Origin of the sequence: Lacisediminihabitans changchengi (assembly GCF_016634425.1) — a bacterium.
GTDB lineage: Bacteria > Actinomycetota > Actinomycetes > Actinomycetales > Microbacteriaceae > Lacisediminihabitans > Lacisediminihabitans changchengi.
Window position 1 is genome coordinate 565,926 of record NZ_JAEPES010000003.1, and the last position, 22,931, is coordinate 588,856.

Consider the following 22,931-nt stretch of genomic DNA (forward strand, 5'->3'; position numbering starts at 1 on the left):
GATTTACTCGAGGTAGTCGCGCAGCGACTGCGACCGCGAGGGGTGGCGCAACTTCGCCATGGTCTTCGACTCGATCTGGCGGATGCGCTCGCGCGTCACACCGAACGTGTCGCCGATCTGGTCGAGAGTCTTCGGCATGCCGTCACCCAGACCGAAGCGCATGCGGATGACGCCCGCCTCGCGCTCGGAGAGGGAGTCGAGCAGCGACTCCAGCTGCTTCTGCAACATGGTGAAGCCCACGGCATCCGCGGGCACGACTGCCTCGGTGTCCTCGATCAGGTCGCCGAACTCGCTGTCGCCGTCCTCACCGAGCGGGGTGTGCAGCGAGATCGGCTCGCGACCGTACTTCTGCACCTCGATGACCTTCTCCGGGGTCATGTCGAGCTCACGGCTCAACTCTTCCGGGGTGGGCTCGCGACCGAGGTCCTGCAGCATCTGGCGCTGAACGCGGGCCAGCTTGTTGATGACCTCGACCATGTGCACAGGGATGCGGATGGTGCGGGCCTGGTCGGCCATGGCGCGGGTGATCGCCTGGCGGATCCACCAGGTCGCATAGGTGGAGAACTTGAAGCCCTTGGTGTAGTCGAACTTCTCGACGGCACGGATGAGGCCCAGGTTGCCCTCCTGGATCAGGTCGAGGAACTGCATACCGCGACCGGTGTAACGCTTGGCCAGGGAGACCACGAGACGGAGGTTGGCGCCGAGCAGGTGGCTCTTGGCACGCTGGCCGTCTTTGGCGACCCAGGACAACTCGCGACCGAGCGAGGACTTCAGCTCGGCCGGCGCCATCTGGGAGAGCTTGTCTTCGGCGAACAGACCGGCCTCGATGCGCATCGCGAGCTCGACCTCTTCGGCCGCGTTCAACAGGGCGACCTTACCGATCTGCTTCAGGTAGTCCTTGACCGGGTCGGCCGTAGCTCCCGTGATGGCGGACGAATAGACGGGAACCTCGTCTTCATCGTCCACAAGGGAGAGCACGAGCGCGCCACTGGGAAGGACCTCGGGGGCCTTCTCCGTCTTACTCTCGGTCTCTTCCGTTTCTTCGGCGTCTTCCGCGCTGTCGTCCTTCACGTCGTCGACGACGACAACCACCTCGACGTCGTCATCGATCTCTTCGCCGTCGGGCCCGTCATCCGTGGCCTTCGCCTTGGTGGCGCGCTTGGCCGGAGCCTTCGCGGGTGCCTTGGCCTTCGCGGCCGCGGTCTTGGGCGCCGCCTTCGCGCGGGCGGTGGTCTTCTTGGGGGCAGCGGCCGTGGGGTCGACGCTGACCTCTTCGACCGCCTCGGACTCTACGAGAGCCGCGGACTTTGCTGTGGTAGCCATGTGGGCACCTTCCGATCGGGGTGTTGCTGCATGCGGGGCAGCGGGTGAAGCAAGTGGAACTAGAGCAGTTTTTGGACAGCAGTTTTTGGACAGCAGTTTTTGGACAGCATTAAGACCCATGTCAAGTCCTGGGCGCGAGCACCATGAAGGTACGAACGATCCCCGAGGTCAAGAACGGGTCTTAATCCAATTATTGCATGGTTTTCCCGTGCCCCTTGCCAACTTCGGGCGATGTGGCTATAAGTCAGTCGCTCAGTGAGTCGCTGGAGCCATTCACTGGCCGCGCCGCCCTACGTCTGCGCCATCGTCCTACGAGTACAACCCAAAGAGGGCCGACCTGTATTCCTTCCTCCTCTTGCATGCGACGGCGCGTGCGACGACGCGCGTGCAGCAGGAAGACGACTCCCGCACCGACGATGAGGTACTGCACACAGAGGGCGACGCGAAATGAGTCCCAAGCGAATATGTCGCTCGGCACGCCCGAAGCGATCCGTCGCTGATTGAGCAGGTCGAGCACCACCCCGATCAGGTACATCATGACGAAACTGGCCAGAAAGCCTCCGACGTTCACCACACCGTTCGCCGACCCGAGGCTCCGCAGCGGATTGAAGCTGCGCGCGAAGTCGAAGCCGATGAGGGAACCAGGGCCGCCGATCCCCAGCACCACCACGAGCACGATGATCAACCAGGGCGGCGGGCTGCCCGGCCACACCAGAACCGCGGTCCAGACCACGCCCAGCGCGGTGACGATGCCCAAAACCAGGTTCGAACGTCGCAGCGGAAAGCGAGCGGTGAGGATGCCCAGCACCGGACCGCTGACGAATCCCGTGATCACGATCAGGGTGAGCAGCTCCGACGCCTCCGTAGTCGAGTAGTGCAGCCCCGCGGTGAGAAGCGGAAAACCCCAGAGCAGCGTGAACACGGTGCCGGATGACTGGGTGACGAAGTGCGACCAGAATCCGAGCTGGGTCCCCGGCCGCGCGAGCGCGTCACGCAGTCTGCGCAACGCGCCGGGCGCGACGACCGGCGGTTCGACATCCGTATGACGATCCGCGAGCAACAGGATGACGAGTACCAGGGCTATCGCCGAAAGCGACGCCGCACCGAGGAAGGCCTGGGTCCACCCGGCGCCGTGCAGCACCAACGACAGCGGAATCGCGGAGAGCACCTGTCCGAGCTGGCCGATGTTGCCGGTCCATTGCGACAACTGCGGCAGAATCGGGCCCTGGAACCACGATGACAGCAGACGCACCACGGAGATGAAGGTCATCGCGTCGCCTGCCCCCACCAGGATTCGACCGCCGATGGCGATGCCGATCGAGGGGGCGAAGGCGAGCACGATCTGACCGAGGAACATGAGCGCCGCGCCGATGGTGATCAGGCGCTTGGGTCCGAAGCGGTCGAGCAGGATGCCGACCGGGATCTGCAGCGCTGCGTACACGACGAGTTGAACAACCGCGAGACTCGAGAGGACAGAAGCCGTCACGCCGAAACGTTCGCTTGCGGCGACGCCGGATACCCCCAGAGACGTGCGCTGAAGCACGGCGATCATATAGGCGAAGACCGCGACGCCCCAGATGAGCCAGGAGCGTCGGGAGTTCACCCGGCAAGCCTAATCGCGGCCGCGGATCGGCCCGAATGGGACCCGACTACACCAGGCCTGGCTGGTCGTCTTCGCCGTTGCGCCGAATCGCCAAGAAATTCTCCAGCTCGGCGGCGATCTCGTCGGCGGTCGGGAGCTCGCCGTCCTCGTCGGTGAGGGGGGACCGCAGCGGGTTGCCCTCCATGTAGGAGTCGTGCCGCTCCTCGAGGGTTCCGACCAGACGCGCGAGCTCCTGGTTCGTCTCGAGCTGCGCGTCGATCTTGGCGAGGAACTCGCGCCCCTCCTCGCGGAGCCGATCGGTCGGGAAGATCAGCCCGGTCGCGGCGCTGATCGACTCGATCGCCGTCACCGCGGCATCCGGGTACTCGGTGTCGGCGAGGTAGTGCGGGATGAGCAGGACGAATCCGACGGTCGGGTGCCCCATCTCCTGCAGACGGTATTCCACCAGGTGCAGCGCGGTGGCCGGAGCCTGAGTGTTGGGCTTCCAGATCGACATCGAATCGATCAGCTCTACGCGGTTTCCGCTCACCGTGACCCCGATGGGTCGGGTGTGCGGCGTTGGTATGGGTATTGCATGCACCCAGGTGGTGGTCTTCACGTGGAAATGGGCGATCAGGCCGAGCAAGGCCGCCGAGAACCGTTCCCACTGGAAGTCCGGTTCGAACCCGGTGAGAAAGAGGAACTGCTGACCTATCTCGTCCGTGCCGAGGTACAGCGCCAGCATCGGCGGGCGGTAGTCGGTGACATGATCCTCGTCGAAATGGATGGTGGGGCGGCGTGCCCGGTAATCCAGCAGTTCATCGGCGTGGAAAGTAGCGATCAGGCGGTGGTCGACGCTCTCGGTCAGGTACTCGCTGAGCTGAGTTACTCCCCCGCCAGCGTCGGCGAAACCGGTGAGGCCGGCGACCAGGTGGAGTCCAGCGGGCACACCGGCGGCATCCGGGGTGAGCTCGAAAAGGGCGTCTGGATCTCGCATATGTCCACTGTAATCGGGGCCCGGCGACGCGGACGCGCGCAGCGGCACCCGCAGTGATGCCCTCAGCGAACAGGCCACCCCACCTAATTTCGGCGAGGTCCGGGGCGCCGCTGAGTGCCGGTTAGCATGGCGGGATGACCGTGCCTCGCCTCATCCTTTCCGCTGCACCCGCCCCCACCATCGCCGCCGACGTGCTCGTGCTCGGCGTCTCTGCAACGGATGACGGCCCCCGCCTGCACGCGGATGGTGAGGCCTTCGCAGGCCCCGAGTTCGATTCGTTGCGCGAGTCGCTCTCTGCGATCGGCATCACGGGTGCTGCGGACTCCATTCGCCGCCTGCAGGGAATCGGCGCAGCATCCAGCTTGGCGCTGATCGGCCTCGGTTCTGCCGAGACAGACGGGTCGATCTCAGCGGACGCCCTACGCTCCGCCGCCGGTGCCGCGTCGCGCCAGCTGGTCGGCGTCGAATCGCTCGTGCTCGCGCTACCGGTCGCCGACGATGCGCAGACGCTCGCGGTTCTCGAGGGCTCGGCGATCGGCGCGTACGCGTTCACGGAGTTCCGCCAGGCGAGCCTCGCGGCGACGAAGCTGCCGGCGTCGGAGATCACCGTGGTCACGACACTCGGCGCAACCGACACGAATCAGAAGCTTCTCGACCGCGCCGTTGTGGTCGCCACCGCGATGGAAAGCGTGCGCAACCTGGTCAACGCCCCCGCGGATGTGCTCTACCCGGAGACCTTCGCCGCGGCGACGGTGGACCTGGTGGGCGAGTTGCCGATCGAGATCGACATCCTTCGCGAGCCGGAGCTCGCCGCCGGCGGTTTCGGCGGCATCCTCGGTGTCGGCCAGGGGTCTAGCCGGGGGCCGCGCCTGATCAAGCTCAGCTACTCCCCGTCGGACGCGACGACGCATCTGGCTCTGGTGGGCAAGGGAATCACCTTCGACACCGGCGGCCTCTCGCTCAAGCCCGCGGCCGGAATGGTGGGGATGAAAGACGATATGGCCGGCGCTGCAACCGTCATGGCCGTCGTCGTGGCCGCCGCGAAGCTCGCGCTTCCTGTGCGCCTCACGGCATGGCTGTGCATGGCGGAGAACATGCCGTCCGGCTCCGCGATCCGCCCGAACGATGTGCTGCGGATGCGCGGCGGGCGCACGGTCGAGGTTCTCAACACCGATGCGGAGGGCCGCCTGGTCATGGCCGACGGCATCGTGGCCGCCGGTGAAGAACAGCCAGACGCCATCATCGACGTCGCCACGCTCACTGGCGCGCAACGCGTGGCCCTGGGCGATCGCTACTCGGGGGTGATGGGAGACGACACGCTCGTGGACTCGATCCTCGCCGCTGGTGCGTCAACGGGCGAGCAGCTCTGGCCGATGCCGCTTCCCGGCGAGCTGCGGGCGCTGCTCAATTCCGACGTCGCGGACATCGCGAACGCGAAGATCGGCAACACCGCTGCCGGGATGCTCGTCGCCGGCGTATTTCTCCAGGAGTTCGTCGGAACGCGCGAAGACGGCAGCCGAATCCCCTGGGCCCACATCGACATCGCCGGTCCGGCGGTCAACAACGCCGGCCCGTGGGGGTTCACCGGCAAGGGGGCCACGGCGGTCACTGTGCGCGCCCTTCTCGCGCTCGCCGAGGCATCCGGTGCCCCGAGCGCGGAGGTCAAGCCCTCCGAGTAGCGCCGCGACCCGGGATGGTCAATCCCGCGGGAGCCCAGTCAACAAGTAGTAGGGTCTTTGAGGCGCGAAAAACTCTCGCCATGACGACCGACGCCACCACAATGGCGAGGTCGACGCGCAGATCTGATACCTCAAGGAGCCGCTGGGTTGTCCGAGCAGAATTTTGACATCGTCGTACTCGGAGCAGGAAGCGGTGGCTATGCCGCTGCCCTGCGCGCAAGCCAGTTGGGCTTCTCGGTAGCCCTGGTGGAGAAGGGCAAGCTCGGCGGCACCTGCCTGCACGTCGGCTGCATCCCCACCAAGGCGCTGCTGCACTCCGCCGAGGTGGCGGATGTCACGCGCGAGTCCGCCAAATACGGCGTCACGTCCACTTTCGAGGGCATCGACATCTCCGCCGTGACCAGCTACCGCGAAGGCATCGTCGCCAGCAAGTGGAAGGGCCTGCAGGGTCTGATCAAGGCCCGCGGCATCACCGTGATCGAGGGCTTCGGCAAGCTCACCTCGCCGACCACCGTTCAGGTGGGTGACATCACCCTGACCGGCAAGAACATCGTGCTCGCGACCGGGTCGTACTCGCGTTCGCTCCCCGGCCTCGAGATCGGTGGCCGCGTCATCACGTCCGAGCAGGCACTCGAGCTCGACTTCGTGCCCAAGAAGGTGCTGGTCCTCGGCGGCGGAGTCATCGGCGTCGAGTTCTCGAGCGTGTGGAAGTCGTGGGGCGCCGATGTGCAGATCATCGAAGCGCTCCCCCACCTGGTTCCCAACGAGGACGAGGCCATCAGCAAGCAGTTCGAGCGCGCCTTCCGTAAGCGCGGCATCAACTTCAGCCTCGGCAAGCGCTTCCAGAGCGTGACGCAGAACGACCAGGGGGTCGTCGTCACTCTCGAAGACGGCCAGACCTTCGAGGCGGAGCTGCTGCTCGTCGCCGTCGGCCGCGGCCCCATGACCAGCAATGTCGGCTATGAGGAAGTCGGGATCGGCATGGATCGCGGGTTCGTGCTCACCAATGAGCGCCTGCAGACCAACATCCCCGGCGTCTACGCGGTCGGCGACATCGTCCCCGGCCTGCAGCTCGCACACCGTGGCTTCCAGCACGGCATTTTCGTGGCCGAGGAGATCGCGGGCCTCAACCCGATCGTCATCGAAGACACGAACATCCCGAAGGTCACCTACTCCGACCCCGAGGTCGCGTCGGTTGGCCTCTCCGAGGCCAAGGCGCAGGAGAAATACGGCGCCGACAAGGTCGCCAGCTACGACTACAACCTGGCCGGCAACGGCAAGAGCCACATCATCGGCACGTCGGGTTCGGTCAAGGTCGTCCGCGTCGTCGACGGCCCCGTCATCGGCGTCCACATGATCGGCGCCCGCGTGGGCGAACTCATCGGCGAAGCTCAGCTCGCCGTGAACTGGGAGGCGTACCCCGAGGACGTCGCCCCGCTCATCCACGCGCACCCGACCCAGAACGAAGCTCTCGGCGAGGCATTCCTCGCCATCGCGGGCAAGCCGCTGCACGCGCTGTAAGCGCCGCAGTCTCTAAACTAAAAATCACAAGAACCGCATAAGGAGCATCACTGATGAGCGAATCCGTCAACCTCCCGGCACTCGGCGAGAGTGTCACCGAGGGTACGGTCACCCGCTGGTTGAAGAACGTCGGCGACCGGGTGGAGGTCGACGAGCCTCTGCTCGAGGTCTCGACCGACAAGGTCGACACCGAAATCCCTTCGCCGATCGCCGGAGTCATCGAGGCCATTCTGGTCGCCGAGGACGAGACCGTCGAGGTCGGCACCCCGCTCGTCACCATCGGCGACGGCTCGGCACCGGCGGCAGCAGAACCTGCTGCTCCGGAGGCCGCTCCGGCAGAGGCCGCGGCACCTGCCGAGCCCGCCGCTGCTCCAGCCGCATCGGTCGAACCGACCCCGGCGCCGGCAGCAGAGCCCGTCTCTGCCCCGGTTCCCGAGGACGCGCAGCCCGCTGCCGAGGCGCCTGCTGCTGCCCCGGCTCCGGCCGCAACTCCGGCTCCGGCCGCAACTCCGGCTCCGGCCGCAACTCCGGCTCCGGCCGCCGCAGCACCGGCTCCGGCCGCCGCAGCACCGGCTCCGGCCGCTGCAGCACCGGCCAGTTCGGCGCCCGCCGCTGACGCGACCTCGGTCGACGCCAACGCCGGCTACGTGACCCCGCTCGTTCGCAAGCTCGCGAACGAAAAGGGCATCGATCTCGCGGCGGTCATCGGCACCGGTGTCGGCGGCCGCATCCGCAAGGAGGACGTGCTCGCTGCGGTCCCGACCGCGAGCAACGAGGTGCTGGTCACCGCACCCGTCGCTCCGGTTTCGCTCGAGACCTCGCCCCTGCGCGGAAGCAGCGTTCCGATGTCTCGTCTGCGCAAGGTCGTCGCCGAGCGCGCGGTCATCTCTATGCAGACCTCGGCGCAGCTCACCTCCGTGGTCGAGGTGGACGTCACCCTGGTGGCCAAGTACCGCGACCAGGTCAAGGCGGACTTCCAGGCCAAGACCGGCCTCAAGCTCTCCTTCCTGCCGTTCTTTGCCCTCGCCGCGGCGGAGGCACTCAAGGCCTACCCGATCATCAACGCGACGATCGACGGCGAGACCATCGTCTACCCGGCACAGGAGAACATCTCCATCGCCGTCGACACCGAGCGCGGTCTGCTCACCCCGGTGATCCGGGACGCCGGCTCGCTCGACCTCGCCGGTCTCGCGGCCCAGATCGCCGATCTCGCCGCCCGCACCCGCGACAACAAGCTGAAGCCCGATGAGCTCGCCGGCGGCACCTTCACGCTGACCAACACCGGGTCGCGCGGGGCACTGTTCGACACCCCGATCGTGTTCCTGCCACAGTCGGCCATTCTCGGCACGGGCATCGTGGCCAAGAAGCCCGTCGTGGTGACCGTCGACGGCTCAGACGCTATCGCGATCCGCTCCACGGTATATCTCGCGCTGTCGTACGACCACCGCATCGTTGACGGTGCAGACGCCGCACGCTTCCTGGTGGCGGTGAAGAACCGCCTCGAGGGCGGCAACTTCGCCGGCAATCTCGGCATATAACGACGCGGCGGCCACTTCCCACAACGGGTAAACGGCACGCCGTCGACTCGGCTCTGAACGGCTGGTTGATCACGGACTCACCCCGGTGGTGAGATCCCGGATCCGCCAGCCGTTCGTCGTTTTCACGATGAGCAGCGACGCCGGATAGGTCTGGGGCGGCGCGTCAGCCGCGCCATCCGTCGCCGTCGGTTGTCCCAGCCCGATGATCGCTGACTCTCCGAGCAACTGCACCAGCGCGATGGGCGCGCTCGGGAGTGGGCGCGCACCGCGCGCTGCAGCACCGGTCTTGGTCCGAACGGCATAGCGATCGGATTCGAGCGCGGCCGACACCGGCTGATCGATGCCGTCGAAGCAGGCGACCTTTCGCGCCGCCAAACACAGCGCGCGACCGGCGACGAGAGCGGATGCCGCCGCCACGGGGTCGTCCCCCGCGAGAGCTGCCGTGGCATCGGGCGGGACCGCTCCCTCTGACGTACTGGCGGGTGGCGCGCTGGCGGGTGGCGTGCGTGCAGGACTCACACTCGCGGGCGGCGTGGCGTGTGCCCTCTCGCTGGATGTGCCGCGCCCATCGCCCTCGTCACCCAGCGCCGGCACCACCATCACCCCCACCAGCAACGCGATGAGTCCAACGCCGCCGGCGATCCACACTGGGGTGCGAACGGGAGCAAGGGCTGAACGAATCCGCGAGCCGAGCGCCGCCCGGAGCGCGTCGACTGAGCTGACGTCAACGCGGTCCCTCAGCCGATCAGCTGCGCGGTCGGGCGCGGCGGCCGGCGTGGCGAGGTCGCGGGCGCCAGGGGTATGGGCAACAGGGACATCGGCAACAGGGACATGGGCAACAGGCACGTGGGTAACAGGCATCTGGGCAACCGGGATGTGCCGCGAGACCACGGCTGGTGCCGCCGGCGCGCTGTCGGTGGCGATCGGAGCGGCCGGAGCCAGATCGAACAGGCGACCGCCGAGCTCGTCGAGAAACGCGTCACCGTCTCCACCCTCGCCACCGGAGATCGTGCCGAGCCAGCCGATCAGATCGTCAACGGCGGGCGGCCTCAGTCCTCGTCGGTCGGCCGCCCGTACCGCCAGCGATTCGACGTAGCCGCAGAGCCGTGTCAGATCGATGCGGAGTTCTGGTTCGGCATGCCGCTCGGCCGGGGTGAGGCTCGAGGCGTCCAGTGCCTCCGGCGCAGGGCCGACCACGCGGGCGTAACCGAACGCGGCGACGACCGGAGCGCCGAGATCATCCAGAAGCACGGTCGATGGCCCGATGGCGCCGTGGACGACACCGACCCGCCGGAGTTCTTGAACGGCGGCGACCACGGGCGCAGCGGCGGTCACCAGCTCCCCCATCCCGATGGCGGCTCGCGCGCCGAGAAGCCGAGCGATGCTGGTGCCGAGGCGCGGAAGGATCAGGCACGGCCTTCCGTCTGGAGCCGAACCGACATCGTCGAGACGAAGCAGGTGCCGCGATGTGCAGCGAGCAATCGCGTCGAGTTCGATATCGATCTGCTCGTCGAGCGTCGTTTCTCGGAAGAGCTTGATCGCCGCCACCCGATCGTCATGGCGCGTGGCGTGCCCCAACCAGACCTCGGCACGGGCGCCCTCGCCCAATCTCCGCACGAGTCGATAGCCGCCCACGGTTTCCATACGATTCATGGTGCTCCGAGCCCACACCGCGCAGCAGATCACGGTGCGGCCCGGTGGAGAGCTCGTCACCACAGCCGCCGGTGGAGGAGCGGAGATTGTCGTCCGCTCGCCGCGGAACCGTGCGGCCACGACCGTCACCAGGCCGTATCCTTGACTCCATGGCACGCACTCAGAGTTCGTCGGCGAAACCGGCGAAAGAGCCCGGTCGTCTCAAGCAGATGTTCCAGGTCTTCCAGATGACCCGTCGGTACGACTCGACCGCGGTGTGGTGGATGATTCTCGCGTTCGTCGCGCCGATCGCGGTCGCACTCATCGTGGGGTTCATCCTCACCCGCGACAACCCCTTCGGACTCGTGCTCTGGATCGTCGCCGGCGTGCTCGGTGGAGTGCTGCTCTTTCTCGTGGTGCTCGGCCGCAAGGCCGAGCGTGCCGCCTACAGTCAGATCGAGGGTCAGCCCGGTGCGGTCGGCGCGGTGCTCAAGAGTTCTCTGCGTCGCGGCTGGACCGCGAGCGAGATGCCGGTTGCGGTGAGTCCGAAGACGCAGGATGCCGTCTATCGTGCGGTGGGAACCGGCGGGGTCGTCCTCATCGGCGAGGGTCCCAAGTCGCGCACCCTGAAGATGCTCGAAGATGAGCGCCGTCGGGTCGCCCGAATCCTCCCCAACGTGGCGGTCAACTACCTTCAGGTGGGTCCGGATGCCGACTCGGTTCCGCTGCACCGTCTTCCGGCCCGGATGGCGCGCTTCAAGCGCTCGCTCACCAAGGCCGAGGTCTACGCGGTGAGCAACCGCCTCAGCTCGCTGGGCAAGAACCAGCTGCCGATCCCCAAGGGCGTCGACCCGCTGCGGGCGCGCGCACCTCGACCGCGCTAGCCCAGTCCGCTCTAGCGCAGTCCGGCTTAACGCAGTCCGGCCCGCGCTAGCGACGTACCAGCACGGTACCCGCGAGCTTGTCGTGCAGGCCGCGCTGATCTTTGTCGTAGATGACGGCGGGGATCACCAGGCAGAGCAGTACGGTTCGCACGGCGGGTCGCCACACACCGACCCAGCCGCCCGCGAGCGGAACCACGCGCATCCCGAGGATGAGATGCCCGACACTGCCGCTCAACAGTGAGATGAAGAGCACCTGCTCGATCGCGAAGACGGCCAGCGTGGCTCCCCCGTTGTAGTGGAAGAACGCCAAGGAGATCAGAACCGCGATCGCCCAATCGATGGCGATGCCGGCGATGCGACGCCCCAGGCGCGCGATCGATCGCGGGCCGGATGCCGGAAGGCCGAGCTGGCGTCCGGGCCAATCATCCTGCTGGGCGCGGTCGACGGTCGGATTCGCAGGGGCCATGCCGTCGAGTCTACGGATTCACGTGACACGTAACCTGCGCGAAACAATAGCGACACCACGGGGAAACTCCGTCCGTCTAGCCTCGCAGTGGCTGTCTTTGGCCATCCCCGTACCAAACTCATTGGAGTACCTCACATGTTCAATGATTCTTCAGAGGTGCTGAAGTTCATCAAGGAAAACGACATCAAGTTCCTTGACATCCGCTTCACCGACCTTCCCGGTGTGCAGCAGCACTTCAACATCCCCGCGTCGACCGTCGACGAGGAGTTCTTCTCCGTCGGGCAGCTGTTCGACGGCTCCTCCATCCGCGGCTTCGCATCGATCCACGAATCGGACATGCAGCTGATTCCCGACGTCAGCACCGCCTACGTCGACCCGTTCCGCACCGAGAAGACACTGATCATGGTCTTCGACATCTACAACCCGCGCAACGGCGAGATCTACGCCCGCGACCCGCGCCAGATCGCCAAGAAGGCGGAGAAGTACCTCGCCTCGACCGGAATCGCCGACACCGCGTTCTTCGCGCCCGAAGCCGAGTTCTACATATTCGATGACGTTCGCTACGAAGTGAAGCAGAACACGAGCTTCTACTCCGTCGACTCCGAAGAGGGCGCTTGGAACACGGGACGCGTCGAAGAGGGCGGCAACCTCGCCAACAAGACCGCATACAAGGGCGGCTACTTCCCCGTCAGCCCGGTCGACAAGCAGGCCGACCTCCGCGATGACATCAGCCTCAAGCTGATCGATGCCGGTCTCATCCTGGAGCGCGCCCACCACGAGGTCGGCACCGGCGGCCAGGCCGAGATCAACTACCGCTTCGACACGATGGTGCACGCGGCAGACGACATCCTTAAGTTCAAGTACATCGTCAAGAACACCGCGCTCGAATGGGGAAAGACCGCGACGTTCATGCCGAAGCCGCTCTTCGGCGACAACGGATCGGGCATGCACACCCACCAGTCGCTGTGGAGCGACGGCAAGCCGTTGTTCTACGACGAGCAGGGTTACGGCGGACTCAGCGACATCGCACGCTGGTACATCGGTGGCCTGCTCAAGCACGCCCCCGCGGTTCTCGCTTTCACCAACCCGACGCTCAACTCGTACCGCCGGCTCATCCCCGGCTTCGAGGCGCCCGTCAACCTGGTGTACTCGGCGGGTAACCGCTCGGCGTCGATCCGCATCCCGATCACCGGCACAAACCCGAAGGCCAAGCGCATCGAATTCCGCGCGCCGGATGCCTCGGGCAACCCGTACCTCGCCTTCGCCGCGCAGCTCATGGCCGGTCTCGACGGAATCAAGAACCGCATCGAGCCGCACGAGCCCGTCGACAAGGACCTGTACGAGCTTCCCCCGGAGGAGGCGAAGAACATCCCGCAGGTTCCCGGCTCGCTCGAGGAGGCCCTGAAGGCACTGGAGGCCGACAACGACTTCCTCACGGCAGGCGGAGTGTTCACCCCGGATCTGATCGAGACCTGGATCTCGTACAAGCGGTCGACCGAGATCATCCCGGCCGCGCAGCGTCCGACCCCGTTCGAGTACGAGCTGTACTACGGCGTCTAAACCCCGCAAACGATGAGGCCGCACCCCTAAGGGGTGCGGCCTTCGTCGTTAATCGCTTCGGCGGCCTGGTGACCAGGGGGCGGTGGGCAGGGGCGGTCGGCAGGGACGAAGACGAGGAAGGCCGCACCCTCGATAAAGAGGATGCGGCCTTCGTGGGCTGTGGCTGGCTAGTGCGCTCCGACCAGCTGTCCGATGGTGTTGACCAGCAGGGGTCCGGTCGCCGTGGTCACCGCGGTCGGCGCTGGCGAGGCGCCGAGACCGGTGAACCACCAGCCGGCGGCGCGCCAGGCGGCCGCATCCAGGCAGTTGCGGGCATCGATCACGACGGGACGCGCGACCAGGCTGCGGATCTCCTCGGGCTTGGCGGCCGAGAACTCCTTCCACTCCGTGAGCACGAGCAGCGCGTCGGCCCCGGTCGCGGCCTCCTCGACCGACTCCGCGTAGGTGAGGGTCGGGAACATGCGCTGCGCCGTTTCGTTCGCCTCGGGGTCGTAGATCACGACCTGTGCCCCGCGCAGGTGAAGCGCCGCGGCCACGTTGAGCGCCGGCGAATCGCGCACGTCGTCGGTGAGCGGCTTGAACGCCGCGCCCAGCACGCCGATGCGACGGTTGAGCACCGATCCCCCACACGCCTCGATGGCCATGTCGATGACGCGCTGGCGCTGAGACATGTTGATCTCGTCGACCTGCTGCAGCAGTGACGCCGCCTTGGTGGCGCCGAGCTCGCTCGAGCGGTAGATGAGGGCGCGGATGTCCTTCGGCAGACATCCGCCTCCGAAGCCGAGCCCGGCGTTCAGGAACTGACGACCGATGCGCACGTCGTGACCCAGCGCATCCGCCAAGACCGTCACGTCGGCGCCGGCCGCCTCGCAGACCTCGGCGATCGCGTTGATGAACGAGATCTTCGTGGCCAGGAAGGCGTTGGCGCTGACCTTGACCAGTTCGGCAGTGGGCAGATCGCACACGATCACCGGCGTACCGGTGGCGATCGGCTTGGCATACACCTCTCGCATCAGCGCCTCGGAACGGGCGGATGTCCCGCCAACCACAATGCGGTCGGGCGTCAGCGTGTCGTCGACCGCTTTGCCTTCGCGGAGAAACTCGGGGTTCCAGATCAGTTCGGCGTCGATCCCGGCCGGGACGTTCTCCGCCACGATCGACCGAAGACGCATGCCGGTCCCCACCGGCACGGTCGACTTGCCGACGATGAGCCCGTCGTGCGTCAGATTGCGCACAACCTGCATCGTCGCCTCTTCGACGTAGCTGAGGTTGGCCGCATTGCTGCCGCGCTGCTGGGGCGTTCCCACACAGATGAAATGCACGTCGGAGAATGCCGTTGCCTCGGCAATGTCCGTGGTGAATCGCAGTCGACCGCTCTTCACGTGCTTGCGGATGAGCTCCGGCAGACCGGGCTCGAAGAAGGGCACACGCCCTTCACTCAGAGCCTGGGCCTTGGCCGGGTCATTGTCGACTCCGATGACTTCGAAGCCCATCTCGGCCATTGCGGCGGCGTGCGTCGCACCGAGGTATCCGGTGCCGACGACGCTGATGCGGGGAGCCTGCGGCGGGTGCTCGGCAGACACGATCGCCTGCTCGGTCTCTGAATTATCGTCGTTCTTCTTCATGGTGTCCTCCAAATGATGCGGTTGGGACGGAAAGGGGAAGCTAGGTGTTGGGAGCGAGCTAGAGCTGGTTCGAGCGGAGCTGGTTCGAGAAAGGCTGGTTCGAGAGGGGCTGGTTCAAGCGAGGCGCAGTGCGGGTGAGCCGGCTCGGCCCGGTGACGGGGGCGGTGACAGCGTCAGCGCGGGAGGAGGTGGAACCTGCTGCCGGGCGAGTTGAGTCCCGCGATGAAGGCCGCCAGGGTCTCCGGTCGAGAGTCGATTCGCCAGTCGTTGGTGCCGAGCTGGCCCTCGGTATACGTGGTGACGGCGAGGTCGAACCACACGAATCCGATGATGTCCGAGTTGGCAGGGTTGTTGAGCCCAGAGAAAAGACTGGTCACCCAGGCCGGCTTGTGACCGCCAGTTTCGGAGGCGCCGATCTCAGCGAGGAGAATCGGCTTGCCGTGTCCTACTCGACGCAGTTCCTTGAGCGTCGGCCCGAAGGTGTAATCGAAGGTGAAGTTGTTGTCCGGCTTGTAGGCCGGGCGGAGGTAGCCGGAGAGTCCCACGACGTCGACGTTCTGATCCCCCGGATACAGCCCGTCGAGATAGGCGCTCGTCTTGTGGGTGGTCGGGAGGTTATTGACGATGTTTGGTGCCCAGATCCAGACCACGAGAGCGTTCGCGCCCTCCTGCTGGAAGATGTCGTGAACGTGCTGCCACATCTTGACGTAGTCACCGGCGTTGTTGCCGTTGATCGACTTACCCTTGCCGTCGTCTTCGGCCCAGGGGTACCAAATACCATTCATTTCGTGGTCAAGACGGATGCCAAGCGGCAATCCGGTCGCCACGATGTCTTTGGCGTACTGGTGCAGATAGGCGTCGAAGTTTCCCCCGATGATCTTCGGCAAGGCGTAGTCGGGCTCGTCCACTACCGCATTGGAGGCGTTGATCGGACGAGACTCCCAGGTCAAGATCGGAAGCGTGTTGCGCTTCCAGGAGTTCGCCACCACGTCTCCGCGGTAGGTCTGGTCCCAGCCTCCGAAGTAGCCGACGACGTTCGGGCTGGATCCGATCCGGTCGGAGATCGCGTCGTACGACGAGAAGCTGAAGGGCGCCTGCTCCGTATACAGACCGAAATACGGCGAGGTCGGTGCCATGATCGCTGCTTTGCTCGGCGCAGACACGACCGCGGGAACAACGGCCGGTTTCGCGGTCTTCACCGTGGGCTTCTTGACCGGCGCCACGGGAGCAACAGCGGCACCGGCAGCGGCAGCGGCAGCGGCGTCGAGCTTGCCCTGCGCCGACCATAGCTGCTGCTGAATCGACGCCAGTTGGTTCTTCGTCGTGCTCAGGTTGGACTGCTTGGCCACGAGCTGCTTCTGCAGCGCGACCACCTGGCTCAGAAGCGCATTGCGCTCGCGCAGCACTTTCTGCTGCGCGATGTCTTCCTTCGACACGGCCGCGACTGCTTTAGCGATCGGGTTGGACGGCGAATTCCAGACCACCACGGAGGTGGAGATGAGAGCGAGGATGATGAGCGCTGCGCCAGCGAGGGTGAATCGGGCCCGAGTGCTCGAATGCGCCCACCAGGACAGCGTGCGGTTAGTTGATGACAACGAAGTACCCTTCGATTGCGAAGATCGCGATTCCGATCACGTATGGCCAAGCTGCTTTGGGATTGAGACGGCGGCGTTTCTGCGCCTTCGGCGCGGCCGCTCGCGATGCCCCGGCACGACGTGGGGACGCCTCGATGCTTGCGGCGTGCGACGCGGCACCGACCGGAGACGGCTGGAGGCCGAGCGCCGCGAGCCCGTCGGCGTTCGCCGAGGCAGTGTCGACGAGCACAGGGGTGGGGAGTAGCGCATCGCCTCCGGGAGGGGCCGCGGGGAGGTCGACACTGGTCAGCTCGTCCATCAGGTCGTCGTTCGAGGCGCCGCCACCGTAGGCACCGGCTCGGGTGCCCCATCCGCTGGCGTGTCCCATGCGGAAGAACCCGATGAGGCGGATCGGCATGAGGAACGCCGTTGACACGATGATGAAGATCGGGAGCCGGAAGAAGTCGAACGGTTTCTCTGAGAGGTGGCGGATCTGCCGGATCGCCATGCTGAGCACGGACGAGACGACCATCAACGAGACAACCAAAGCGATGCCGCTCCCAAAGCCGTATTCCTTGAGAATGCCTTCATAGAAGTTGTAGCCCTGGCCCGTGAACGCTCGGTAAATCCAGCCGCCGATGACTCCGGCCAAGATGAACGGCAGAATAATATCCATCACGAAGAACAGCGCGAGCACCGGCGCATGTCCGAGCATCCATGGCAGCATGCGCAGGGTGTTGTACTGGCTGCCGCGAGCCCAGCGCAGCTGCTGCTTGAACAGCTTCTTGATCTGGAGCGGGGCATCCGTGTACACCAGCGACGTGTACTGGTACACCGTGCGGTAGCCCTCCTTGAGGGTGAGATTCGTGAGGGTACGGTCGTCGCTGACCTCGAGGAAGACACCCATGAAGCGCTCAGTCATGAACTTCTCCATGACGCGCATCAAGATCGTGCGTCGGAAGGCGATGGTGCGTCCTGGCAGGCAACCGACCTGACCGAGCACACTCTGCGCCGGCATCGAGTACAGCGCCCGCGAGTTCTCCAGCCAGTCCGCCCAGCGCGTGATCCAGCTACGCTCCGGTTCGAGGATGCGCTGGCGCGTCGTTACGCCACCCACCGACTCGTCGGCGAACGGCTTCACCAGTTCGGCGAGCGTGCCCTCGGTCCAGACGGTGTCGGAGTCGACCAGCACCGTGATGTCGCCGTTGGACATCTCCGTGCCGATCATCACCGCATTGCGCTTGCCGGGGATCGGGGTGTGAACCCAGCGCACCAGGGGCGCGAACTCCTCGCACACTTCCTGGAGCGGCACGTTCACCGCACCGTTGATGACCACGATGATCTCGCCGGGCATCTGTTCGACCATGCGCGAGATGACGTCGCGGAACAGGTCGAGTGGTTCGTCGACCACCGGGACGACAACGCTCGTCGTACCGGTGTAAGTGCCGGTGAACGGCTTGTAACGGCTTGAGATGATGAGCTTGAGAAGCCACAGGATCCAGATCAACGCCGAGTAGACGGCGAAGGCATAGACCTCAAGGTGACCTTCGAGCATGTGCCTGATTTGGAGAATGAAGATGAACACGAGTTCCTCGATGTGATGCTGTGTTGTGTTTCCGCGACGCTGGGGAACTGGTCATTTCTTCGGGTTGACCGATTATTGACACGCAAACGAGGGGGGCGCAACAGGGTCGAAACGGGGGTAGACCAGCTTGTCGACCATTTTCAATTAATGTTCATTTTTGGAATTCAGGGCGGTGTCAGCACTTGTGCCGACCATTGTGCTGACCCCCCTTGTGCGGACAGCGAGGCCCTGCCCGCCCCACCCCGGGCTGGTCCGCAAGAGGTAGGACCACTGAGACGTAAATGCTGTTCAGAGGGTCTTTTAGATACATGGTTTTGCATCGATTCAACGCGCGCACCGGGTACACAACTCGTCGACACGGCTCGCCGAGAATGACCAGTGTGGCCCGAAAGGGGTACAACGTCGCAACGACCTGAGAGAAAAAGTGACGAAACCCCGCGTTGGGAACGTTTACCGACTCGTAACATGACCGACATCAAATCCGCGTCATAGCTGGCGTCGAGACGACTCTCTACTCAGCCGTAAAAGCGCTTCTCGAACACTGCTCGCGCCAGACGAGTCACCCGCAGGTAGTCCTCCTCGAGCCGGCTGGCCGAACCCGGCGGGTATTCCAGAAGTCGGGCCACACCCTCCAACTGCTGCCGATCGGTCGGGAGCACATCGGCGGTCTTGGCCGTCCATAGCGTCATCGCCGAGCGGGCACGCGAAGCGAAGATCCAGGCGTCTCGAAGTCTTCGCGCCTCGAGGTCCGAGACGAACCCATTGTCGCGCGCAGCATCGAGGGCATCGAGCGTCGACGTGGTTCGAAGGGCCGGGATGCGGGCGGCATGCTGGAGCTGGATCAACTGCACGAACCACTCCACATCGCTGAGCGAGCCGCGGCCGAGCTTGAGGTGGCGTGCGGGATCGGCGGCCTGCGGCAGGCGCTCGGATTCGACCCGCGCCTTGATCCGTCGCACTTCGCGAACATCGTGCTCCGGGATGTTCGCGGGATACCGCACCTCGTCTGCCATCGTCACGAAGTCGAGCAGTAGGCCCTCGTCGCCGACGGCGCCGTCGGCGCGAAGCAGCGCCTGCGCCTCCCAGGTGAGCGACCACCGGCGATAGTAGGCCCGATACGAGTCCAGCGAACGAACCACGGCACCGTTCTTGCCCTCTGGGCGCAATCCGATGTCGAGGTCGAGGGGCAGCCGGAGGTCCTCGGTGTAGCGCTGCAGAAACGACACGATCATCTCTGCGCGTGCTTGCGCGGTCTCCGGTGTCGCGGTGGTCGCCCGATACACGTAGACCACGTCTGCATCGGAGCCGAAGCCGAGTTCCGCACCGCCGTAGCGGCCCATCGCGATAATGCCGAACTCGATGCCGTCCTGGGGATCAGCAGAGCGGATGACCGACAGTACCCCGGTCAGCAGCGTCGTGGTGATGTCGGTCAGCGCTCGGCCGAGCTCCTCGACATTGATCTGGCCAAGCACCGCCGCCATGGCGAGTCGCAGCACCTCCCGACGTCGGGCCGAACGCAGGGCAAGCGCGGCGGCCGCCTCGTCATGATGGCGGGCGACAGTCGCCGCCGCCTCCTCCAGCAAGGCCTCGAGCGACCGCGGGCGCAGCTCCTCCTCCTGTTCCAGCCAGGCCGCTGCCTCGGGGATGCGCTCGAGCAGCACACCGACGAATCGGGATGCCGAGAGCACGCTAGTCAGCCGCTGGGCCGCGCCGGAGGAGTCGCGCAGCATGCGAAGAAACCAGTACGACTCCCCCAGGTCATCGCTGAGCTTGCGGAAGGCGAGCAGCCCGTAATCCGGATCAGCACCCTCGGCGAACCATTGCAGCATCACGGGAAGAAGGTGGCGTTGGATGTTCGCTCGCCGCGAGACGCCCGTGGTGAGCGCCGCGATGTGGGCGAGCGCGCCGCGGGGGTCGCGGAACCCGATGGCGGCGAGGCGGGCCTCGGCCTGACTGCTGGTGAGCGCCATGCCCTCTTCGGGCAAGGCCGCCACCGCCGAGAGGAGCGGACGGTAGAACAGCCGCTCGTGCAGACTTCGCACGGCGCGCTTCGTGCGGCTCCAGCGCTCGATCAGGTCGGCGCCGCTCGACGTCAGCCCCGTTGCTCTCGCCAGGATGCGCACGGCATCGGGATCGCTCGGCATCAGATGGGTGCGGCGCAGCTTGGCCAGCTGCAACCGGTGTTCGAGCAGTCGGAGAAAGCGGTAGTCCCGCGCGAACTCTGCCGACTCGACCCGACCGATGTAGCCCTGCTCGGCCAGCGCGGCCAGCGCGGGAAGCGTGCCGCCCTGGCGCACCTCCGGGTCGGTCTGCCCGTGGACCAGCTGGAGCAACTGGATCGTGAACTCGATGTCCCGCAGCCCGCCCGGGCCGAGCTTGAGTTGATAGTCGAGTTCATCGCCGGGGATGTTCTGCGTGACCCGCTCGCGCATCCGTTGCACGCCCTCGACGAAGCCGTCTCGCGAGGCGCTATTCCAGACTTTCGGAGCGATAGCGTCGACGTACGCGTTGCCCAGGTCGAGGTCGCCGGCCAGCGGTCTGGCCTTCAGCAGTGCCTGAAACTCCCAGCTCTTCGCCCAGCGGTCGTAGTAGGCGATGTGCGATTCGAGCGTGCGCACCAGGGCGCCGTCTTTGCCCTCCGGGCGGAGATTGGCATCCACCTCCCAGAGGGGAGGCTCGAGAGCGAGCTCGTGAATTCCTCGCATCGTGAGCATGGCCAGCCTGGTCGCGATCTCGACCGCTCGCGCGGTAGACAGGGGTTCCGGCGCCCCATCGCCGACGAACTCTCCCCCGAGCAGAACGGATGCCGGCTCGGCAGCAAAAATGACGTCGACGTCGCTGACGTAGTTGAGCTCGCGCGCGCCGGCCTTGCCCATTCCGATGATGGCGAGCCTGGTTGCCGCGACCTGATCGGGCGGAAATCCGACGTTCTTTCGCGCCACATCCAGGGAGGCGTCAAGCGCGCCGGCGGCCAGATCGGCCAGCGCGGCCGACACGGTCGCGATTGCGGCAAGCGGGTCGGGTTGGGCCAGATCGAAGGCGGTCAGACGCACGAGGTGGTGCCGGTAGCGCGTTCGGAGGGCGTTCCAGGCGGCCTCCTCCCCGTCGACATCCGTTACCGACGCTCGAAGGTCGGCGCGATACTCGTCGGCGCCGAGCGGCTTGGGCAGATCACCTCGCAGCGCCTCGAGTTCGTCGGGGTGTCGCAGCAGAAACTCGCCAAGACCCGCCGATGCGCCGAGTACCCGCACCAGGCGCTGAGCCAGGTCGGCGTCACCGAGAGCGGCGGCAGTGTCGCTCGGGGATTGCCTCTGCAACGCGCACAGCAAGCCGAGAGCCTGATCGGCATCGGCGGCCAGAGCGAACAATGGCAGCACCCGTGATACCTCGACCGCGGCCGACAGCTCGTCGAGCAATGCCACCGTCGAGTCGAGTTCGGCGAAGCCCAAGCGGGCGAGCTCGGTGAGGCTGGTCTGCGCTCGCGTCATCGCTGCCTGCCCCTCGACCTACCTCGTTCCGCGAAACGCGGATTCGTGACGGTTAGAGCGCCTCCAGGTTGCTCTTCAGCTCGTATGGGGTGACCTGGGCCCGATACTCACGCCATTCCTGTCGCTTGTTGAGCAGCACGAAGTTGAAGACCTGCTCGCCGAGGGTCTCGGCCACGAGCTCGGAGTCTTCCATGAGCGACACCGCGTGGTCGAGGCTCGCCGGCAGCTGGTTGTAGCCGAGCGCACGGCGCTCAGAGTCGGACAGCTCCCAGACGTTGTCTTCGGCCTCGGGAGGGAGTTCATAGCCCTCCTCGATGCCCTTGAGGCCGGCAGCGAGTAGCAGCGAGTACGCGAGGTACGGGTTGGCGGCCGAGTCGATGGCGCGATACTCCACGCGAGCGCTCTGCCCCTTGCCCGGCTTGTAGAGCGGCACGCGCACGAGCGCGGAACGGTTGTTGTGCCCCCAGGTGACGAAGCTCGGCGCCTCGCCGAGCTTGTTCTGCGACGCACCGCCCCAGAGTCGCTTGTAGGAGTTGACGAACTGGTTGGTCACGGCCGTGATCTCCGGCGCGTGGCGCAGCAGTCCGGCGATGAACTGCCGGCCGATGGTCGAGAGCTGGTACTGGCCGCCTGCGTCGAAGAACGCGTTGGCATCACCCTCGAACAGCGACATGTGCGTGTGCATGCCAGAACCGGGCTCGCCCGAGAGTGGCTTCGGCATGAAGGTCGCGTACACGCCCTGCTCTATCGCCACCTCCTTGACGACCGTTCGGAAGGTCATGATGTTGTCAGCAGTGGTGAGAGCATCGGCGTAGCGCAGGTCGATCTCGTTCTGGCCGGGCCCCGCCTCGTGGTGGCTGAACTCCACCGAGATTCCGAGGTCTTCGAGCATCCGCACGGAACGACGACGGAAGTCGTGCGCGGTGCCGCCGGGGACGTTGTCGAAGTAGCCGGCGTTGTCCACCGGCACGGGCCCGTCCGGGCCGTACTGCGAGCTCTTCAGCAGGTAGAACTCGACCTCGGGATGCGTGTAGAAGGTGAAACCGCGGTCGGCGGCGGTCGCGAGGGTGCGCTTGAGCACATTGCGTGGGTCGGCCACGGCCGGTTGACCGTCCGGTGTCGTGATGTCGCAGAACATCCGAGCGGTCGGGTCGATTTCTCCGCGCCACGGCAGGATCTGGAACGTCGCGGGGTCGGGATGGGCGAGCACATCCGCCTCGTACGAGCGGGTCAGCCCCTCGATGGCGGAACCGTCGAAACCGAGGCCCTCCGCGAATGCACCCTCGACTTCTGCCGGGGCGATGGCGACGGATTTGAGGGTGCCCACGACATCCGTGAACCAGAGTCGGATGAACTTGACGCCGCGCTCTTCGATGGTTCGGAGAACGAAGTCACGCTGCTTATCCACTCTGCTCCTTATTTACCTGCTCCGGGCTCATGGGCTCCGTGTTCATGGGGCTCCGTGCTGGCCATACGG

Annotated in this window: 15 protein-coding genes; 5 read left to right on the plus strand and 10 right to left on the minus strand. The window is 65.8% G+C overall.

Translation table 11 applies throughout. The features are described 5' to 3' along the window. Positions 1-3: 3 nt before the first annotated feature. From IV501_RS11000 to IV501_RS11010, 3 genes are all read right to left on the minus strand, one after another. Entirely contained in the window at positions 4-1,323 is a 1,320-nt protein-coding gene (locus tag IV501_RS11000; protein ID WP_200555023.1) for an RNA polymerase sigma factor, read from the minus strand. 244 nt (positions 1,324-1,567) lie between these two features. Further along, the gene (locus tag IV501_RS11005; protein ID WP_200555022.1) at positions 1,568-2,926 is read right to left on the minus strand and encodes an MFS transporter; all 1,359 of its coding nucleotides are present in this window, start codon (positions 2,924-2,926) and stop codon (positions 1,568-1,570) included. Between the two features lie 46 nt (positions 2,927-2,972). Then, entirely contained in the window at positions 2,973-3,902 is a 930-nt protein-coding gene (locus tag IV501_RS11010; protein ID WP_200555021.1) for a proteasome assembly chaperone family protein, read from the minus strand. A 134-nt stretch (positions 3,903-4,036) separates the two neighbouring features. On the opposite strand from IV501_RS11010, the gene IV501_RS11015 reads away from it, so the two are divergent. From IV501_RS11015 to sucB, 3 genes are all read left to right on the plus strand, one after another. Then, positions 4,037-5,581 (plus strand): leucyl aminopeptidase, encoded by a 1,545-nt coding sequence (locus tag IV501_RS11015; protein WP_200555020.1) that lies wholly within the window; start codon positions 4,037-4,039, stop codon positions 5,579-5,581. 147 nt (positions 5,582-5,728) lie between these two features. Next, positions 5,729-7,102 carry a dihydrolipoyl dehydrogenase gene (gene lpdA / locus IV501_RS11020; RefSeq protein ID WP_200555019.1) on the plus strand — a complete coding sequence of 458 codons (1,374 nt, stop codon included), beginning with the start codon at positions 5,729-5,731 and terminating at the stop codon, positions 7,100-7,102. A gap of 53 nt (positions 7,103-7,155) precedes the next feature. Beyond that, positions 7,156-8,640: a 2-oxoglutarate dehydrogenase, E2 component, dihydrolipoamide succinyltransferase gene (sucB, locus tag IV501_RS11025; RefSeq protein ID WP_200555018.1), complete on the plus strand. Its 1,485-nt coding sequence runs from the start codon at positions 7,156-7,158 to the stop codon at positions 8,638-8,640. A gap of 69 nt (positions 8,641-8,709) precedes the next feature. Here the strand turns inward: sucB and IV501_RS11030 are convergent, their stop codons facing one another. Further along, positions 8,710-10,293: a protein kinase gene (locus IV501_RS11030; RefSeq protein ID WP_200555017.1), complete on the minus strand. Its 1,584-nt coding sequence runs from the start codon at positions 10,291-10,293 to the stop codon at positions 8,710-8,712. A gap of 149 nt (positions 10,294-10,442) precedes the next feature. On the opposite strand from IV501_RS11030, the gene IV501_RS11035 reads away from it, so the two are divergent. Beyond that, a complete protein-coding gene (locus IV501_RS11035) occupies positions 10,443-11,156 on the plus strand; it encodes a DUF4191 domain-containing protein (RefSeq protein WP_200555016.1) in 714 nt (237 codons plus the stop codon). Positions 11,157-11,202: 46 nt separating this feature from the next. On the opposite strand, the gene IV501_RS11040 is transcribed toward IV501_RS11035, so the two are convergent. Continuing rightward, positions 11,203-11,622, minus strand: coding sequence for an RDD family protein (locus tag IV501_RS11040; protein ID WP_200555015.1), 420 nt, complete (start codon positions 11,620-11,622; stop codon positions 11,203-11,205). A gap of 135 nt (positions 11,623-11,757) precedes the next feature. On the opposite strand from IV501_RS11040, the gene glnA reads away from it, so the two are divergent. Beyond that, entirely contained in the window at positions 11,758-13,182 is a 1,425-nt protein-coding gene (glnA, locus tag IV501_RS11045; RefSeq protein WP_200555014.1) for a type I glutamate--ammonia ligase, read from the plus strand. 167 nt (positions 13,183-13,349) lie between these two features. Here the strand turns inward: glnA and IV501_RS11050 are convergent, their stop codons facing one another. The 5 genes from IV501_RS11050 to IV501_RS11070 all read right to left on the minus strand — a co-directional run bounded on the left by IV501_RS11050 (position 13,350) and on the right by IV501_RS11070 (position 22,862). After that, a complete protein-coding gene (locus IV501_RS11050; RefSeq protein WP_200555013.1) occupies positions 13,350-14,807 on the minus strand; it encodes a UDP-glucose dehydrogenase family protein in 1,458 nt (485 codons plus the stop codon). A gap of 173 nt (positions 14,808-14,980) precedes the next feature. After that, on the minus strand, positions 14,981-16,402 hold the full coding sequence (locus IV501_RS11055) for a glycosyl hydrolase (protein ID WP_200555012.1): 1,422 nt from the start codon (positions 16,400-16,402) through the stop codon (positions 14,981-14,983). Then, positions 16,389-17,966 carry a glycosyltransferase family 2 protein gene (locus tag IV501_RS11060; RefSeq protein ID WP_200555011.1) on the minus strand — a complete coding sequence of 526 codons (1,578 nt, stop codon included), beginning with the start codon at positions 17,964-17,966 and terminating at the stop codon, positions 16,389-16,391. Before IV501_RS11060 ends, IV501_RS11055 begins: the two co-directional genes overlap by 14 nt. A 515-nt stretch (positions 17,967-18,481) precedes the next feature. Continuing rightward, positions 18,482-21,454 carry a bifunctional [glutamine synthetase] adenylyltransferase/[glutamine synthetase]-adenylyl-L-tyrosine phosphorylase gene (locus IV501_RS11065; RefSeq protein WP_200555010.1) on the minus strand — a complete coding sequence of 991 codons (2,973 nt, stop codon included), beginning with the start codon at positions 21,452-21,454 and terminating at the stop codon, positions 18,482-18,484. Between the two features lie 52 nt (positions 21,455-21,506). Next, positions 21,507-22,862: a glutamine synthetase family protein gene (locus IV501_RS11070; protein ID WP_200555009.1), complete on the minus strand. Its 1,356-nt coding sequence runs from the start codon at positions 22,860-22,862 to the stop codon at positions 21,507-21,509. Positions 22,863-22,931 lie beyond the last annotated feature (69 nt).